This window comes from Streptomyces sp. a15 (genome assembly GCF_059026085.1).
The window spans coordinates 93,431-108,603 of sequence record NZ_JBWLKM010000013.1 but is presented as its reverse complement, the minus strand read 5'-3'; the positions used below and the strand labels follow the sequence as shown (position 1 = coordinate 108,603).

The 15,173-nt window shown below is 67.1% G+C and carries 10 protein-coding genes and 2 pseudogenes; 7 read left to right on the top strand and 5 right to left on the bottom strand.

The features are described from left to right. Positions 1–382 precede the first annotated feature (382 nt). The 3 genes and pseudogenes from AC5P09_RS16585 to AC5P09_RS16575 all read left to right on the top strand — a co-directional run. Positions 383–1,246, top strand: coding sequence for an amino acid ABC transporter permease (locus AC5P09_RS16585; protein ID WP_493874646.1), 864 nt, complete (start codon positions 383–385; stop codon positions 1,244–1,246). Next, positions 1,243–3,000 carry an FAD/NAD(P)-binding protein gene (locus tag AC5P09_RS16580; protein WP_493874645.1) on the top strand — a complete coding sequence of 586 codons (1,758 nt, stop codon included), beginning with the start codon at positions 1,243–1,245 and terminating at the stop codon, positions 2,998–3,000. The genes AC5P09_RS16585 and AC5P09_RS16580 overlap by 4 nt, the downstream gene beginning before the upstream one ends. Positions 3,001–3,032: 32 nt before the next feature. Beyond that, positions 3,033–3,167: pseudogene (locus AC5P09_RS16575) on the top strand (ATP-binding cassette domain-containing protein); the annotation flags it as partial. Positions 3,168–3,900: 733 nt separating this feature from the next. On the opposite strand, the gene AC5P09_RS16570 reads toward AC5P09_RS16575, so the two are convergent. Further along, the gene (locus AC5P09_RS16570; RefSeq protein ID WP_493874644.1) at positions 3,901–4,092 is read right to left on the bottom strand and encodes a hypothetical protein; all 192 of its coding nucleotides are present in this window, start codon (positions 4,090–4,092) and stop codon (positions 3,901–3,903) included. 736 nt (positions 4,093–4,828) lie between these two features. On the opposite strand from AC5P09_RS16570, the gene AC5P09_RS16565 reads away from it, so the two are divergent. Then, on the top strand, positions 4,829–5,797 hold the full coding sequence (locus AC5P09_RS16565; RefSeq protein WP_493874643.1) for a helix-turn-helix domain-containing protein: 969 nt from the start codon (positions 4,829–4,831) through the stop codon (positions 5,795–5,797). 495 nt (positions 5,798–6,292) lie between these two features. On the opposite strand, the gene AC5P09_RS16560 is transcribed toward AC5P09_RS16565, so the two are convergent. The 4 genes from AC5P09_RS16560 to AC5P09_RS16545 form a co-directional block, all read right to left on the bottom strand. Next, positions 6,293–6,841, bottom strand: coding sequence for a hypothetical protein (locus AC5P09_RS16560; RefSeq protein ID WP_493874642.1), 549 nt, complete (start codon positions 6,839–6,841; stop codon positions 6,293–6,295). Positions 6,842–7,994: 1,153 nt separating this feature from the next. Continuing rightward, positions 7,995–9,350, bottom strand: a complete 1,356-nt coding sequence (locus tag AC5P09_RS16555) for an AAA family ATPase (protein ID WP_493874641.1) — start codon at positions 9,348–9,350, stop codon at positions 7,995–7,997. A gap of 818 nt (positions 9,351–10,168) precedes the next feature. Next, positions 10,169–11,824 (bottom strand): recombinase family protein, encoded by a 1,656-nt coding sequence (locus AC5P09_RS16550; protein WP_493874640.1) that lies wholly within the window; start codon positions 11,822–11,824, stop codon positions 10,169–10,171. Continuing rightward, positions 11,821–12,033, bottom strand: coding sequence for a hypothetical protein (locus AC5P09_RS16545; RefSeq protein WP_493874639.1), 213 nt, complete (start codon positions 12,031–12,033; stop codon positions 11,821–11,823). Before AC5P09_RS16545 ends, AC5P09_RS16550 begins: the two co-directional genes overlap by 4 nt. A 63-nt stretch (positions 12,034–12,096) precedes the next feature. Here AC5P09_RS16545 and AC5P09_RS16540 point away from each other — a divergent pair. The 3 genes and pseudogenes from AC5P09_RS16540 to AC5P09_RS16530 form a co-directional block, all read left to right on the top strand. Beyond that, positions 12,097–12,773: pseudogene (locus tag AC5P09_RS16540) on the top strand (amino acid ABC transporter ATP-binding protein); the annotation flags it as partial. A gap of 26 nt (positions 12,774–12,799) precedes the next feature. Further along, the gene (locus AC5P09_RS16535) at positions 12,800–13,879 is read left to right on the top strand and encodes an LLM class flavin-dependent oxidoreductase (protein ID WP_493874638.1); all 1,080 of its coding nucleotides are present in this window, start codon (positions 12,800–12,802) and stop codon (positions 13,877–13,879) included. Next, the gene (locus AC5P09_RS16530; protein ID WP_493874637.1) at positions 13,876–15,171 is read left to right on the top strand and encodes an NtaA/DmoA family FMN-dependent monooxygenase; all 1,296 of its coding nucleotides are present in this window, start codon (positions 13,876–13,878) and stop codon (positions 15,169–15,171) included. Before AC5P09_RS16535 ends, AC5P09_RS16530 begins: the two co-directional genes overlap by 4 nt. The last annotated feature ends 2 nt before the right edge of the window (positions 15,172–15,173 follow it).

Sequence of the window (15,173 nt, the reverse complement as noted above, 5' to 3'; positions counted from 1 at the left end):
GGAAGCGCTGGGTGAGGGGAAGGCGCGCGTGTGAAGGCGAACGAGTGTGAACGCGAAGGAGAGAACGCGAGAGCGCCCGGCCGGATCAGTGATCAGCGGATCAGGGCGCGCAGTGGGTCAGCTCAACAGGAAGAGGACCACACGCGACCGAAGTCGATGTGGGAGCGCTTGACCAGCCACTGCTGTGGATGCATGGGCCAAGTGGAACAGGCATCCGGTGGAGCGTCAACCGACTTGAGACGTACGGCTCACAGTCCGGACAGCCTTGACAGCGAGGGGAAACGCACCCGTACCCTCGAAGGGCGGCCCTGCTGAGGGGCTCGGCCGCAACCGTGTGAAGGCACGCCCGAGTTCGACCGACTCGCTGCCACGGAGCCTTCGCATGTCCTCCGACACCCTCGCCAAATCCCCCGCCGCACCGGACATCCCGGAGCACGCGGACTCCCTGCGGATCGTCCCGCAACGCCGGTTCGGCCAGTGGACGGCCGCCGTCGCCGTCCTGGTGCTGCTGGCGCTCGCCGTCAACTCCGTCCTGCGCAACCAGGCGTTCCAGTGGGACGTCGTCGCCGACTACTTCACCTCGGACGCCGTGCTGCGCGGCCTGTGGCTCACCCTGTGGCTCACCGCGGTCGTCATGGTGCTCGGCTTCGCGCTGGGCACGCTGCTCGCAGCGTTCCGGCTGTCGGCCAACCCCGTGCTGAGAACCGTCAGTTGGGGATACGTCTGGCTGTTCCGGTCGATCCCGATCCTGGTGCAGCTGCTGCTGTGGTTCAACATCGGGGCGCTGTACCCGCAGGTCCTCGGTGTGAAGACGGTCGATCTGCTCGGTCCGGTCACCGTCGCGGTCATCGGCCTGACCCTGCACGAGGCCGCGTACGCCGCCGAGGTCGTGCGCGGCGGCATCCTCTCCGTCGACCGCGGGCAGATCGAGGCCGCGCAGGCGCTCGGCCTGAGCCGGTGGCGCCGCTGGTGGCGGATCGTGCTCCCGCAGGCGATGCGCTCCATCGTGCCGCCGGCCGGGAACATGCTGATCGGCACCCTCAAGGGCACCTCGATCGTCAGCGTCATCGCCGTGCAGGACCTGCTCTACTCGGTGCAGCTCGTATACCACCGCACCTACCAGGTCATCCCGCTGCTGATGGTGGCCACCGTCTGGTACACCGCCGTCACCTCGGTGCTCAGTGTCGGCCAGCACTACGTGGAGCGGCACTACGCCCGGGGCGCGGACTCGGGGAGCACCCGATGAGGCCCTCTCTCGTGATCGTCGGGGCCGGGCCGCGGGGGACCGGTCTGATCGAGCGGATCGCCGCCAACGCTCCCGAGCTGTACGCCGGTTCGGGCCTCGACCTCCACCTGGTCGACCCGCATCCGCCGGGCGCCGGACGCATCTGGCGCCCGGCCCAGTCGCCGCTGCTGTGGATGAACTCGCACGCCGAGGACGTCACCATGTTCACCGACGACACGGTCGACATGGCCGGGCCCGTGCGGGAGGGCCCCACCCTGCACGAGTGGGCCGGCATCGACGGCCGTACCTTCGCGGACCGGCGGCTCCAGGGCGCCTACCTGAGCTGGGTGCACGAACGGGCGGTGGCCGCGCTGCCGCCGGGTGTCGTCGTCCATCACCATCCCCGCCGTGCCCTGCGGGTCGGCGGGCCGTCACAGGGACGCCAGCAGGTGTGGCTGGAGGGCCGCGCGCGCCCGCTCCTCGCCGACCTCGTGGTACTCGCCCTCGGTCACCTGGACGCCGAACTCGACGACGAGCAACGTGCGTTGGCGGCGTACGCCCGCGAGCACGGCCTCGTCCACCTCCCGCCGGACTTCACCGCCGACAGCGACCTGTCCCCGCTCGCGCCCGGCGAACCCGTCCTCGTCCGCGGCTTCGGGCTCGCCTTCGTCGACCTGATGGCACTGCTCACCGAGGGCCGGGGCGGGCGGTACGCCGGGAACACGTACGTGCCTTCGGGACAGGAGCCGGTCCTGTACGTCGGGTCGCGGCGCGGAGTGCCGTACCACTCGAAGATCGGGTACGACTGGACCGGTGAACGGCCGCCGCTGCCCAGGTTCTTCGGGCCCGCCGAGGTGGACGGGCTGCTCGCCCGGCGGGAGGGCTTCGACTTCCGGCGGGACGTGTGGCCGCTGGTGGAGAAGGAGCTGGGCTTCGCGCACTACCACCGGCTCTTCACGGTCCACCCCGGGCGGACCACCGTGGCCTGGAGCGTCTTCGAGGAGAAGTACGCGGCCGTCGACGACCCGGCCGGGCGGGCGGCCCTGGTCGCGTCCGCCGTGCCCGATCCCGCCGACCGGCTCGACCTCGCGGCGCTCGACCGTCCGCTGGAGGGCGTGCGGTACGGGTCGTACGAGGAGCTTCAGGAGGGGTTGCGCGGGTATGTCGAGGGTGACCTGAGCCGTCGTCACGATCCTTCCCGCAGCCCTGACCTGGCGGTCTTCCTCGGGCTGCTCTCCGTCTACGGCCAGCTGGTCCGGCTCGGGGACATCGGGCCCTGGTGGCACGGGTTCTTCAGCTATCTGGCCTCCGGTCCGCCCGGGCCCCGGCTGCGGCAACTGCTCGCCCTGTCCCGCGCGGGCGTGGTGAGGTTTCTCGGCGCCGGCATGACCGTCAGCACCGAGGGCGGGGTGTTCCGGGCGTCGAGCGCCACCGTGCCGGACTCCGTCGTCGAGGCCCGGGCGCTGGTCGAGGCGCGGCTGCCCGGGCCGACGGTCGCGCGGGCCCGCGACCCGCTGCTGCGTGAGCTGCACGCCGACGGGGTGGCCGAGACGCCGGACGGGCTGCTCCGGGTGGACCCGGCCGACGGGCGGCTCCTCGACCGGGCCGGCCGTCCGCACCCCCGGCGCTTCGCCCTCGGGCCGCACACCGACGCCCGCGCCCCCGGCGCCTTCACCCGGCCGCGCACCGGCGGGCCCGCGTTCCGGCAGAACGACGCCACGGCCCGGGCCGCGCTGACGTTCCTGAGCGCGCTGTACGGGCGTGCGGCCGCGTGAGACACCCCCGCTTCCACCGTGAGGAATCCGCGATGACCGTCATGGTCGACATCAGGTCCGTCCACAAGAGCTTCGGCTCGCTGGACGTGCTCAAGGGCATCGACCTCGCCGTACGCGCGGGCGAGGTCACCGTGATCCTCGGCCCGTCCGGCTCCGGCAAGTCGACCCCGGGTTTGTGCACCTCAATACTCCCACAGCCGCGCGACCCTGTGTAGCTAGCCGCTCGCAGGCGGCAAACGTGCAGGTCAGGGCGCAGATGCAAGGCGCCCCCAACTGCGCGCCTTGCTCGCACAGTTGGGGGCGGTGGGACCGTTCCGGACGGGGGCACCGGTACGGGGGGCATGCGGTATGGGCAATGCGCCTCTCAGCGCTTCCTACGGCGCTCGTGCGGGCGCCCTGGGTAGTCGGCGTCATCCTTGGCTGTGGGCAGTACGGTCGACCCTTCCGCCCAGTGATTGACCCACCCGCAGTATCCGCAGGCGTACCTGTTGTTGAGCCCGGACACCTCGGCGCCGCAGTGACGGCAATCCGTGGTCGTGATCTCGGCAGTGACCAGCCGCGCGACTGCGTCAGCGCTCCGCATGGCTTCCGTTGACTCCTGCGACATACAGCAAGGCTACCCGCCCAGCGGGGGCGTAGCCGCTGGACCATCCGCATTGATTCGTGCAAATCCAGGTACCGCCCGAACCCTGAATTGCCGCTCCACCACAATTGGGACACTGCATAATCAGTTCTCCTTCAGCGTTGCTGGTTGCATCCATTGAGGGTTTTTGATGTGCCCGCCCCCAACTGCGGCCGTAGCTCTCGCAGTTGGGGGCGTTGCCCGTCCCGGACGGGGGGCCGGGACGGGAGTCATGCGGTGCTGCCCTTGGGTTCCCCGGAAGCGGCAGCCGTCGAGGTCTAGCGGTCCTGCGGTTCCTCGGTCAGCTCGTCGGCGGGCACAGTCCACTCGCGGCCACCGTGCACGGGGCGCAGATAGGCAGTCTTGCCGCCCAGGACGTCAGTCACGACGCCTAGGCGCCCCTCGGGGTCGCGGACGCGCAGACCGATGCGCCGGTCGTATCCGGCCTGCTCGTGCTTCCGGCCGGTCACGTCGTCTGCCCAGGGGGCGCGATGCGGGTTTCCCGGTAGACGCACCACAGGCGCCGCCCCGTCTCGCAACCCTCGCTCGGCTTGTCGGCTGCCCTGCAACCATCGCACCCCTGGGCGTGCAACAGCCAATCTCCGTACGCGAGTTGATGCGCGCTGTCTGCGGCTGTGAGGGCGCGGCCGACGAGGCCGCTACGTGCTGTCTGGGCGTTCATGAGGCAGCCTCCCAGGGTCGTGCCTGGGCGCCGGTTCGCGCCTTCCTGGGAGCCTCGCCCAGGTGCGCCACGTAGGGCCGGACCATGGCGCCCGTGTGCTCCCAGGGGTGAGGCGCGAACCACTCGGCGCGCTCCTGCGGTTGGGGCTGCCACGACTCGGCCGGAGGCGGGGCGTAGCGCTCCCTGCGCGTGCTGCGGGCGGTTACCAGGCGGGCGCCCCAGACGTCCGGAGTGGGGCGCCCGCCGGGCGCAGGGCGCGCCTGGGGCGCTTCCGGGGGCGTAGCCGCGCGGCTGTGCCTGCCGGTGCTGCGTCGCCCCCGTAGGGCCGTTCTCACTCGTTCGAGTAGCTGCGTGATATCCATGGGTCGTCAGCGCTCCTCTGAAGCGTTGGCCAGTCCCCGGCCGGTCGCACGGTGCGGGGACACTTGCTGTCGGTCCATGCTTGGGAATCGCAACGGTCACACGGGAGTTGACCAGGGTTGACTATCCTGGAAGCACCACCGGTCAACCCCCAGAGGTTCACGATGCGTGACTTTGCCGACCTCGCCCGCAGGGCGCTGCGGGACAGCGGCTATTCGATGAAGGCTGCCGCACGCGCGATGAATTACGACCCTGCCTATCTGTCTCGCGTACTCAACGGGAAACAGGATCCGTCGGCAAAACTCGCGGAATCGATTGATGCCCTCGTTAATGCGGGTGGCGCATTGGCCGCGCTTGTGCTCGACCCTGACGACGAATCACGAGTGACGCGTAGCGCTGCCCAGCCTTCCCGATTGGATGCCGGAACGGTCGACGCATTGGCAGGTGTGCTAGCCGCGTACCGGCGCCTTGACGATGCCGTAAAACCTGAGTCGGTAATCCCTGCGACCATGGAGCAAATGCGCGAGGTTACGCGGATGCTCAAGGGTGCCAGAGGTCCGCACCGTGACAGCCTCGCGGAGGTCGCGTCAGAGTTCGTCCAATTTGCGGGATGGATGCTTGCCCAGGTGCGCAAGGATGATGAGGCGGTAAGGCTCCTCAATGACGCTTTAGAGCTTGCCGACGAAATCGGTAACGGCACCCTCGCGGCCCAGGCACTCAATTTCAAGGGCTACATTGCCCGGCAACAGGGGCGCCCCCAGGGCATTGCCCGGTGGTTCTCTGCCGCAGCCAATACCCCAGGCGCGCACCCTGCCCAGCGAATCGGAGACTATCTGCAAGCTGCGGCAGGAATGGCGACACTGAACGAACGGGATTCGGCCTTGCGTCTGGTCGAGGATGCGGAAAGGCTGACCGATAAGGCTGCCGCCCTGCCTCCGCCGGATACTGCCTACTGGCTTACTCCTGCGTTCAACCGCCTGAATATGGGTCTGTGCACTCTCTCCCTGGGGCGCTATAGCGAGGCAGCCGACCATCTGCGGTCCGGCCTTGCAGGGCTGCCGGAAGAGCTGAGAGACGCGCCCTGGTCATGGGAACACAAGGAAGCGCTACGAAAGGCGCTAGAGGCAGCGTAAGGGGAAGGCATGCGACGCATGGCCCGAGCAAGCGATCTGGCGGACATGACATTGAAGGAGAGATGCAACCGCTGTTTTCGGCAATTCTCCTTGGGGAATCTCTATCCGTCAGACGATGAGGAAGATGATTTGTGCTGCGAGGCGTGCTTTATTGAAGTGTTCGGGTACGCGCCGCCCAGCACGCCCTAAACGCAGAATAGGCCCCCTCTGCCATCCCGCAAACGCGAGACGGTAGAGGGGGCCTATTCGTGTCGGCTAGCTATCAGCGCTCACGAGTGATGAGTAGATACCGCTGCCGTTGGAAGTTCTCGACCTTGACAGCCTGGGCAGCCGCTCGACGTTGCACGCCCTTAAGCGCCCTGTGTTCAGTGATCCGCTGAAGAATCCAGCGCTTGCGTTCCTCGCTGAATTGCCCTCCGGGAGGAACGCCCCAGGAGCGAGGGAACACACCAAAGCCACGCGCGGAGTCGGCCCGTTCGATATCGCCTGTCGCCATCACAACACCTCGATTTCCTTTGGCGCCTTTCCAGCGCCTCGCACTGCGCCTACGGCGGCAGCAAGGGCGGACCCTTCCTCATCGGGAGTGACGTACGCGAGTTTCACGCCGTCCCGGATTCCGTGGAATTCGGGGCGCGCGTGGCGCCGCTCGAATTGAGCGCCTGCGTGCGCGCCGGCATTCTGCCGGATGTCCAGGTTTTTGGCAGGCGATAGAGGGCCCTGCGAACCTCCGAGGCGCCCGCGTCGAGTGGCGCTACGCTCGGCCTTTTTCTGCGCCTCATCTGCCGCCGCGCGGACGGCAGCCGTACGGGCCTCTTCCCATTCCTTGCACGCTTGCAGATACAGGCGCCATTCTTCCTCATGTTCGAAGACTCGCCGCGCGTCGCCACAGACCAGGGCGCGCGCATCGTCCGCTGTCAGTGCCGGACGTCCCGCCCAGTCAGTGTCGACATAGAGGCGCAGCGCCTCGCACTCCGCTTTCACCTCGTCGACCTTTCGGCGTGTCACTTGCGCGATCTCACTAAGCGGTACCATTTGCTGACTCATGTTTTACCTCGTTTATCCGTAACGGGAATTTATCTGCCTCATTAGGGCAGCGCTGAATAGGTGCGATTGCCACACGTGAAAGCCTCGCACCAGCCCAGAGAGCGCGAGGCTTTCACGTGCGCGCAATTCAGTTATACCCGTAATGCGCGAACGGTTAAAGCGGCACGGAAGGGAGGGAGTCAAAATCCCCTGCCGCTTTAGCTGTCGCGCACCTGAATCCGGCCAATGCCGACCACAGCCGGACTCAAGATCGTTGGCCCCCTCGCACTCAAGATCGTTGCCCCCGGAATCCGCCCCGCAAGATTTTCCCGAAGTGTGGGCCGGGGCTGGGAAGCGTCCCCCACCAAAGAACGGCGGTGCTCAGAGTCCGCGAGTCCAGCGCAGCGCCCGCCATTCGCGGTGGTAGTGGGTGAGGCACATTCCGCGCGAGTGCTGGAGTCGAGTGCAGTCGGGCATGGTGCAGGGTCCTAGTCGCTGCGCTCTGGCTTGCAGGTAGCAGGAGCGGCACAGGCCCTTTGCCTGCGGCTGCCCTGCGCAGCCTTGCGTGTGGCACTGCTCTGCCATGGCGCCCCCTTGGCTGTGTCGGCACGGCTGCCGGTCGAGGGCGCCCAGGCGGACGCGTGGCGGACGGGCGGGGCGCTGCCCAGCGTGGGGCGCGTCGTCGGTAGCGGCGGCGCCCAGTGGGCGCGTGTGGGGCGTTCCTGCGCCCAGTGGCGCCCCGGTACCGGCAGGCATGTGCGAGGCGCCCAGGCGGCAGCGTGGCGCGTGCTGCGGGGCAGGCACGGGAAAGGCTCCGGACCAGTGAGGTACGGAGCCTGATAACGGGCGCCCAGTGATGAGGGCATGCCGGACGCGCCTCAATCTTCGCCCAGTTCTTTTGCAGTAGTCCAGCTATTCAGGGCGCCTGTTTTTGTGATGTGCATTGCGCCTGTCTCTGTGTCTGTCGCCTTGCGTCGCTATGCGGGGGTACTACGTACACCCCCGCAGCTATAGCGACACGATCAAGGTTTGCGATCAATGGATAGCGACGAAAGCACTACATGCCTGGTCAGAGGTAACGACGAAAGCACGACGGACTAGCGACGATAGCGACGGCAGGTAGCGACGAAAGCACTACCGGATCTTGTTTCGTCGCTACCTGGTCACTACGGGATCAAGGCGCGTCCATGGGCAACTGGGCGGCAGTTTCCTCCCGTGCCGATGCCGCAGCTTTCGCCGCGATAGCGTCCGCCTGTTGCTGCCCCTCGTACGTCACCTGATAACGCCCACTGTTCGGGACCTTGGTAATCAGGCCCTTCTTTTTGAGTGCACCCATGTGCGTGCCTATGGTCGAGCGCTCCTCTTTCCTCCCTAGACGTTCGGCGACTCCCGTAGGGGATGCGCCTATCTCGCCAAATTCAGCGATGGCGCAAAGGGCCTGCGCTTGCTTGCCTGTCACTATGATTTGCACGCTGGCAGGCTCGGCCGTAAAGGCGCCCTGCGGTCGAAGCGCCAAAGAGTCGCCAGTCTTTACAGCCTCTAGAGCTAGGTCCGGCGCTTCCGCCATGTCTTTCTGCGCTCGGGTTATGACTGTGACTTTAGTGGCGTCTTTCTCTCGCTTCACTTCAAACTCTGAGTCAATGGCCGCGAGGATTGCCGTTGCGCCCCTCGCGCGTCCGCCCTCATTGCCGGAGTGGTGAACCAGCATGACGCCTGCCTGTGTCCATTCGCGGAGCTTGTCTAGACGGGCCACGATCTTACCCATTTCACTGTTGCTGTTTTCCTCAGTGCCGACCGTGCATCGCGCTTGCGTATCGAAGATGACAAAGCCGTATCCGCCCTGTCTCGCGTACGCGATGAGTTGGCGCATTTGGTCATCGTCGCCGATCTGTACGGCTCTTGGATAGAACGCGACTCCCGTCATTTTCCGGCCGTTCATTTGCTCCCAGGCGCGCACGCGTGGCCTTATCCCTCGCGCACCCTCGGCGACGACATAGAGCACAGGGGTTTTAGTGGTCCTGTAGCCGAACCATCTTTCGCCCGTGCCCATAGCGGCAGCCATGGAAAGGGCTATGAATGACTTGAGGCTCTTAGGTGGTCCGAATATGCGGCATGTCGTGTCGCGGTTGATAAAGTCGGCAATCAATGGCTCATGATCCGGGATACTGTCAAGGCTGTCCGCGCTAAGCGCGTCCGACGCGAAGCGCGCGGCAAGCGATGCCGTGCCTTTCTCGTCCGACAGGAGCGCGGAAAACTCCTCCTCCTCAATCTGCGCGGCTTTCTTTAGCGCCTTGTGATAGCTCGCTATCTCCTTTGCTTTGTGTATCTCGACTGCCTCGCGCTCGAACGCCTCGATACGGGAATTTATTTCGGGGTCGAGGCCCCGTGTCGGGAGCTTGGACGACAGTGCGCTGACTAGCCGCTGCACGTCTTCGCTCAGTGAGGCGAACGGTAGTGATTCCGGATTGAGCAGCCACGCGAGGGCGAGGCGGCTGTCTATGTCAGATTGTTGCAGTGGCTCGTCACTCACTCGGCACCCTCGCCGAATGGGCCAGTCATGACCCCCGTAACTCCGCCCGCGACTACGGCTGCCCGGAGTGCGTCCGGAACGTCCGTGAGGGTGCCTCGCAAGACCGGACAAGTGGAATCATGGCAAACCATCATGCGCCAAATGCCGGACGGGTCCTTAACGATGCCGTCAACATTGCTCCGACAATGTGAACAAACGTATGCTGCCCCGAAGTCTCGTATTGATTTTGGTGGCCGGTCGGGCGCCGGCTTTGGCTTTCTGGGCTTTTTGTTTCCTGGCATATTCGTGCCTCTCCGATAGGTGGGGTGGTGCTTTCTCGATTATCTTCTAGTCAGTTCTCAAGCCGTGCCCTGTCCGGCTGTCAGGCTGCGCTCTGTTGAGTTGTCAAGGTGCATGCGCGTAACGCGCTCAATTACGGGCGGAGGTCGGGCAGCAACAGTTCCGCGAGGCGTTCCCGTTGTTCGTCCGTGAGGGGTGGCCACTCATTCACAGTTGCGAGGTGTTGGGCCAGAGTGATCGTTTTCAGTTCTCTGCGGGCATCGTCGGCAAGCTCCGGCCGGTCCGAGTGCCAGCGTTCATGGGCTGCAATGCGCGCCTGTGCGCGTCGCGCGTCTCTTGGAAGAGTCATGTACTCATGCTGTGTGGAGGCGCATAGGGGCAGACCTGGGCGCCCCCATTTACTGACAGGACGTCACGGCCGATTGCTAGATCAAAAAAGGGCAGTGCCCCGGAAACCTGGGATGGAATCCGGGGCACTGCCTTTGATGGTGCGGATAGGGGGAGATTTCGGCACACGGACAGCCCAGTGCCTTCCGGCGCTAGGCGGCAGCCTGGGGCGCGTCCTGGGCGCCTGCCGGACGCCACGGACCCTGTACGGCGCTGCCGCCCTGCGCTGCCCCCTGGGGCGCTCCCTGGGCGCCTGCGAGGCGCTTAGGCGCGAGGATGACCGTAGACGTGTCCAGCTCCTCAGGGGGCGCGTCTGCGGGGCGCCTGCCTCGCCTGCGCTGCGGCGCTTGCAGGATCGTGACAGTCATCAGGGTCCGGATGATTTCCCGCTTACGGCCCAGGCTCAATCCGGCCCAAAGGCTTTCCGCGTTCGCAGGGTCGAGGGCGAACGGCGTAAGCGGAGACTCGCCCACAGCGTCAATCAGCATGCGCTGAATCTCGCCCAGCCGCTTAACGATGTCCGCCGTTCCTGCCTCTAGCTGCGCCATGTCGATAGAGCCTCTGCCGAACGCGACCGCTAGCCCATCCTTGCGTTCCTGTAGCTGCGTCCGCTCCTCGCGCAACCCGTCGAAATCGACGTCCTGCCTGGGCGCCATCAATTCGGCGACGTCCGGCCGCGACAGGCGCTCAATCACCTTTGCCTCTACGTACGCGTCAAGCAAGGGGGCAGGCTGCCGACCCTTGCCGCATTGGTTGCACAGGTACAGCGGCATTTTGTCGCTCGGTCTCTTGAGGCGCTGCCGCATGACTCCGCCCTCGCACTGCCCGCACTCGAAAATGAGGCTGCCCAGCCATTTAGGCTGGTTACCGGGCGAGGTCCGGCGCTTAGGGTCGCTGAAAAGCTCGATGAGCGCTTGCCGTTCTTCCTCCGTAATGATCGGGTCGTAGACGTCCCGCGCGACGATTTCGCCCCGCCATACGGCGTGGCCGGACACGCGCGGACTGGTCAGAATCCCGACGACGGTTTCCCGTGACCACTTGTACGAAAGGATGTTCCGTCCGTTGCGAATCATCTTGCGTCCATCTTTCTCCGACACAGTCTTGACGCCTCGCCGGTTAATCTCCGCGATCAGGACGGAGACTTTCACGCCTGCGAGCAACTCGCTTTTCCAGTGGCGGATTTCGTCCCGCTCGTCCTCGCGGTGGTGCGTCATGTCCAGTACGGGCCGATCCTCGTAAACCCTGTCGGCAATATCCGCTTTCGGGTTGACGCAGTAGGACCGGACTCGCCCAGTGTCTACGCCCCAGCCGAACGGCCGGACTCCTCCGCCCCATTCACCGTTACGGGCACGTCGCTTGTGCGACAGGGCGACGCGTTCACCCTTGTGCCCGGACTCTTCCTCTGCCTTGACGATGTCCCGCAGGAAGTCAGCGCGTCCGGCAGCGCGGTTGAAGTTGTACTCTCCGCCCCGCTGTTGGCTGAACAGTTTTACGCCGTACTTCCGGCACAGGGTGATGAATTCGCGCCCCTCGCCCACATCGCGCGTCAACCGGTCTGCGTGCCACACGATGACGATGGCGATTAGCCCTAGCCGAATGTCCCTCAACAGGGCCTGAAATCCGGGGCGTTCTTTCCTCTGATCGAAAGCGCTAATGCCAACGTCCTCATAGCGCGCGCTTACGGGGTGGCCGATTTCCTCGCCGAAGTCGTCGTTTTCGTTGTGCTGCGAGGCGACACCCTGGCCTAGCTTCAATTCGTCGAGCGAGACACGCCCATAGTCGACGTTGAGGCGTTCGGGGGCGCTCATGCCGTCGCCCCGAAGAAGTTCACGGCTTCCACGTAGTAGTGCCCGGTGCGCGTTTCGAGGCGTCCCGCCATGTCGCGCGCTTCCTGCTCACTCTCGAATGCGCCTACCGCGTACCCGTCCGTGTCGCGCTCGGCGGGGGTGAACAACAACAGGTAGACCTTCGGCTGTACGTGCTGGGCACTCTGACCTGCGCCGTTGGGTGTGGTCATGGGTCCGGGTAACCTCCGCTTGCGGCCCCTGCTAGGGGCTAGGCGATTGGGTCCCACAAACCCGGAGTGGGGAAGTCGACGCTGCTGCGCACCATCAACCACCTGGAGAAGGTGGACCGGGGCGCGATCAGCGTGGACGGGGTGCTGGTCGGCTACCGGCGCTCCGGCGACCGGCTGTACGAGCTGCGCGAGCGCGAGGTGCTGAGGCAGCGCACCCGGATCGGCTTCGTCTTCCAGAACTTCAACCTCTTCCCGCACCTCACCGTGCTGGACAACATCATCGAGGCGCCGGTGTCCGCGCTGAAGCGGCCCCGCAAGGACGCCGTCGAGACCGCGCGACGGCTGCTCGACCGGGTGGGGCTCACCGAGAAGGCCGACGCCTATCCCCGGCACCTCTCCGGTGGACAGCAGCTGGGGGTGCCCCCAGGCCGTTCAGGCACTGGGGGAGGGTGGCGATCGCCCGGGCGCTCGCGCTGGAGCCCAGGCTGCTCCTCTTCGACGAACCGACCTCCGCGCTCGACCCCGAGCTGGTCGGTGAAGTCCTCGACGTCATCAAGGACCTGGCCCATCAGGGCACCACGATGATCGTCGTCACCCACGAGATCGGGTTCGCCCGCGAAGTCGCCGACACCGTGGTGTTCATGGACGACGGGCGGATCGTCGAGCAGGGCGCACCCGGTGACGTGCTGGACGCGCCGCGCCACGAGCGGACCCGGGCCTTCCTCTCCAAGGTCCTCTGAGGCCTGCCAAGAAGGGTTTCTTTCCCATGACCTCATCGCACGGCCGGCGCCTGCTGCACCTGGCCGCCGCCGTCGACCAGCAGAGGGTGTACGACGCCGACTCCTACGTCGGGCTGGCGCGACTGGCCGAACGCGGCGGCCTCGACTTCGTGACCCTGGACGACACCTTCGCCCGCCCGGGCCCCGACGCGCTCTCCGTCCTGTCCCGGGTAGCGCCCGCGACCGGCAGGGTCGGCCTGGTGCCCACCGTGACGACCACGCACACCGAGCCCTTCCACGTCCAGGCGGCCGTCGCGACCCTCGACTGGGTCAGCCGCGGCCGGGCCGGCTGGCGGATCGACGTGTCGGCCACCGAGGGCGAGGCCCGTCTCTTCGGCCGGCGGAACGCGGCCCCGCCCGACGCGCTGTGGCAGGAGGCCGGTGAAGTCGCCGAGGTGGCGGCCAAGCTGTGGGACAGCCGGGAGGACGACGCCGGGATACGGGACGCGGCGACCGGCCGTTTCACCGGCCGGGGCACGCTGCACCACGTCGATTTCACCGGCTCCACCTTCTCGGTCCAGGGTCCCTCCACTGTGCCGAGACCCCCGCAGGGCCACCCGGTGCGCGTGGTCGACGCCACCGAGAAGCACGCCCGGGGGACCGCCGCCCGGTACGCCGACGTGGCGCTCGTCCGGGCCGTGAGCCCGACGCAGCTCGCCGCCGTACGGGACCGACTCCGGGAAGCCGCCTCGGCGTTCGGACGGGACCCCGACGACCTGCGGGTCCTCGCGAGCCTTGTCATCGACCTCGGCGGCGGCGAGTACGCGGCCGAGCCCGGCCACGGCGGGGGCGGCCCACGGCCCACCGCCCAGGGGCTGCTGTACCGGGGTGGTCCCGTCGACCTCGCCGAGCTGATCGCCGCCTGGTACACGGACGGCGCCGCCGACGGCTTCCACCTCACGCCCGCCGAGCCCCGCCGTGACCTGGGGCGGCTCGTCAACGGCACGGTCGCGCTGCTGCAACACCGGGGACTGTTCCGCACGTTCTACCCGGGCAGCACGCTCAGGGAGCACCTGGGGCTCGCCCGGCCCGCCAACCAGTACGCCGTGGCAGGGGGAACGTCATGACCGTACGGCAACGCCTCAGGCGGAAGCGGATCCACCTCGCCGCGCATGTTCCCGGCGTCGACAACACCTCCCGGCCCGGGATCGAGTTCGCCTCCTTCGAGCATCTCGCCCGCACCGCCGAACGCGGCCTGTTCGACTTCCTCCTCCTCGCGGACGGGCTGCGGCCGCGTGAACACGAGGGCCGGATCGACGACTTGGACGTGGTCGGACGCCCCGAGTCGCTCACGGTGCTGGGCGCCCTCGCCGCCGTGACCGACCGGCTGGGACTCGCCGCGACCGTCGACGCCACCTTCAACGAACCGTACGAAGTCGCCCGCAGACTCGCCACCTTGGACCATCTCAGCGGCGGGCGGGCCGCCTGGCACGTGGTGACCTACTCCGACGCCTTCACCGGCGAGAACTTCCGGCGCGGGGGACATCCGGACCGCTCCGAACGCTCCTCACGCGCTGCCGAATTCCTCGCTGTCGCCAGGAAGTTGTGGGACTCCTGGACCCCGGACGGAGTCTCCCGGCCCTTCGCTCACCGGGGGCGGCACTTCGACATCGCGGGCGAGTTCACCGTCCCGCGCCCGCCGCAGGGGCACCCGGTCGTCATCCAGGCGGGGGACTCGGAGGAGGGGCGGGAGTTCGCCGCCGCCACGGCCGACGGGATGTTCACGCGGCACGGGACCCTGGAGGACGGGCGTGCCTTCTACGCCGACGTCAAGAAGCGCCTGGAGAAGTACGGCCGAACCCCCGACGACCTGAAGATCATGCCCGCCGTCACCGTCGTCCTCGGCGACACCGCCGCCGAGGCGCGGGAGCGGGCGGCCGGGATCCGGCGGCAGCAGGTCTCCCCGCAGCACGCCCTGCTCACGCTGGAGCGGATCTGGGGCGTCGACGTGTCGTCGTACGACCCGGACGGGCCGCTGCCCGAGATCGACCCGGTGCCGGAGCCGGCGATCGCGCAGGGGCGGAGGTGGCACGGTGACTCGGTGGCGGTGGCCGAGAAGTGGCGGGCGCTGTCGAAGGAGAAGGGGCTGTCCATCCGGCAGACCGTGATCGAGGCGGGATGCGGCCGGCCGTCCTTCATCGGCACTCCGGAGGCGGTCGCGGCCGAACTCGACGCGTGCGTACGGCGGGGCGCGGCCGACGGCTTCGTCCTCGTTCCGCACCTCACCACGGGCGGGCTCGACGAGTTCGTGGACCGGGTGGTGCCGCTGCTGCAGGAGCGCGGCGCGTTCCGTACGGAATACGAGGGCGCCACCCTGCGCTCTCACCTCGGGCTTTCCGGCCCGCCAGGGAAGGGTTGAGC

Excerpts from the sequence above, each read along its gene's own strand:
- AC5P09_RS16585 (WP_493874646.1), top strand. The coding sequence starts at position 383 with ATGTCCTCCGACACCCTCGCCAAATCCCCCGCCGCACCGGACATCCCG.
- AC5P09_RS16580 (WP_493874645.1), top strand. The coding sequence starts at position 1,243 with ATGAGGCCCTCTCTCGTGATCGTCGGGGCCGGGCCGCGGGGGACCGGT.
- AC5P09_RS16565 (WP_493874643.1), top strand. The coding sequence starts at position 4,829 with ATGCGTGACTTTGCCGACCTCGCCCGCAGGGCGCTGCGGGACAGCGGC.
- AC5P09_RS16560 (WP_493874642.1), bottom strand. The coding sequence starts at position 6,841 with ATGAGTCAGCAAATGGTACCGCTTAGTGAGATCGCGCAAGTGACACGC.
- AC5P09_RS16550 (WP_493874640.1), bottom strand. The coding sequence starts at position 11,824 with ATGAGCGCCCCCGAACGCCTCAACGTCGACTATGGGCGTGTCTCGCTC.
- AC5P09_RS16545 (WP_493874639.1), bottom strand. The coding sequence starts at position 12,033 with ATGACCACACCCAACGGCGCAGGTCAGAGTGCCCAGCACGTACAGCCG.
- AC5P09_RS16535 (WP_493874638.1), top strand. The coding sequence starts at position 12,800 with ATGACCTCATCGCACGGCCGGCGCCTGCTGCACCTGGCCGCCGCCGTC.
- AC5P09_RS16530 (WP_493874637.1), top strand. The coding sequence starts at position 13,876 with ATGACCGTACGGCAACGCCTCAGGCGGAAGCGGATCCACCTCGCCGCG.